The 2,100-nt window shown below is 65.2% G+C and carries 2 protein-coding genes; both read right to left on the bottom strand.

Features of this window, described 5'->3' with window-relative positions; translation table 11 throughout:
• Positions 1-316, bottom strand: a 316-nt coding sequence (locus AC2VLV_RS04160; protein WP_486988777.1) for a response regulator, incomplete at its 3' end; no start/stop codon positions are given.
• A gap of 21 nt (positions 317-337) precedes the next feature.
• Positions 338-2,100, bottom strand: a 1,763-nt coding sequence (locus AC2VLV_RS04155; RefSeq protein WP_486988776.1) for an FtsX-like permease family protein, incomplete at its 5' end; no start/stop codon positions are given.

Here is a 2,100-nt window from a genome sequence, read left to right as displayed (position 1 = left end):
TCGCTTCGACCACCAGCGGCACGCTGCTCCACGCCGTCATCACCACGATCGGCAGCTCCGGCGCCTGCTCGCGCAGCCGCGCCAGCAGCCCCAGGCCTTCGGCGCCCGAAGTCGTGTCGCGGGTGTAATTCAGGTCGATCAGTGCGCAAGCCAACTCGCGGCTGCGCGCGGATTCCAGCGCCGCCGCCGCGCTGTCCGCGCCGATGCTGGCGATGCCCTCGGACTTGAGCAGCAGGCGCAGCGCCGCGCGCACATCGGCCTGATCATCGGCGATCAGCACCGTGGTTTCGCGGGCGCGCGGCGGGCGTGGCGTCATGGCCGCAGTGTAACGGCGACGTCAGTCATTGCTCAGCGCTGCTACCGGCGGCGTGCGCGCCGCACGCAGGGCGGGGGCCAAGCAGGCCAGTACGGCGGCACCGAGCAGCAAGGCCACGAGACTGGAAAGCACCGTGGGGCTGGCAAGGATCGTATCGACTCCAACGGAGACGGCATTGACCTGGACGCCTCCCAGGAGGGTCGTGACACCCCAGCCCAGCAGGAGGCCCGCCACGATGCCGGTACCTGCCTGGATCAAACCGATGCGCAGCACCGCCCAGAACAATCGCGCAGGTGAAGCCCCCAGCGCTGCGCGGACGCCCCATTCGCGCGTACGCGCGGTCGCGCTGGTGCTGACCACGGCAAACAAGCCCAGGCTGGATAAAGCCAGTGCCACGAACGCGATGAAACCGAAAATCAGCGTCAGCATCCGGTTGGGTCCGAAGACTTCATTCACGCGCTCTGCGAATGGGCGCAGATGCAGAAGCGCGAGACCTGGCGCGACTTGTCCAAGCATGCCTTTCAGCTCGCCAAGGTAATTCGACGGCGCTCCGCTGGTACGCGCCAGGATGTGCAGATTCCCATATTGACGCAGCACATCCATCAGTCCATCGGGTACTTGCGCCATGGGTACGTACACGATCGGCGGCGGCGGACTTCCAGGCCCCCAGACATGCACGTCACCAACCTCACCGACGATGCGCAGGCGCTGGGTAGGCAAGCCGACATGATGCAGGATCAGATCGAGGCGATGATCCAAGGCGCCTGTGGTGAAATATTTTTTCTGAAAGCTGGCGTTGACGATGGCCACGGGCTCTGCGCCCGCGCGATCGCCGGCGTTGAAGCCGCGTCCGGCCAGCAGGGGAATCTGCAGTGTCTGGAATGCATCCGGCGTGACGAACTGATACTGAGCCGCAAAGGGAGGCGCCGCTCCGCGCTGGAATTTGAGCGTGACTGCGGATGCCAGCGGTGAGCCATTCATGATCCCGGCCGCCACGATGCCCGGCTGCGCGCGCAGTCGGTCTAGTACGCGCTGCCCTAACGCCTGCAGCGCGGACGTATCGGGGTATTGCGACCGTGGCGGGTGAATGGTCGCCGTCAACACGTGATCGTAGGAGAAACCGAGCGGAGCACGGTTGATAAGGATTTCGGACCACGCGAACAAAAACGAGTAGATCAGCAGAAACGTCGCCAGGGTGGCCTGCAGGATCACCAGCGCCCTGCTGAGCCGCCCCGATGCGACGGTCTGCCCGCCGCGTCCGCCTGTGACAAGTTCGCGCACCGCATGTGGGTTGCGTGCCCGCCACAGTCCCACGCCGGCGGCAAGGAACATCACCAATACGCTGGCTATCGCGCAGTAGACCACGGCCAGGGGCTGGATCGACACGTGGGTGATGAAGCCGAACCACTCGGGTCGCATCACGTTTGCATTGGCCCATCTCAGGCATAACGCCGCGATGGCCAGCCCGAGCGCCGTGCCTAGAGCACCCACCAAGATGGCATCGGCCACGATCGGCAGCACGGTGCGCAAGGACGAGGCTCCAAGGGCGGCGCGGATCGCCTGCGAGTGACCGTGGGCGACCGCACGCTGCAACATCAGGTTGGCGATGTTCACTCCTGCCAGCGCCAGCAATGCCAGGTTGCACTGCAGGATGAATACCAAGATTTCGGCATAGCCAGCCACCATATTGGAGGACAGCGGCGTGGCCGAGGCATGCGGATGTCGCGCCAGGCTCTCGCCATGGGCCGGCAACCAACTCTGCAATCGCGCATCGATCTGCGCGC

The sequence above is a fragment of the Thiomonas sp. TH-17 genome (assembly GCF_057473305.1).
This window is presented reverse-complemented; position numbering and strand designations above follow the sequence as displayed.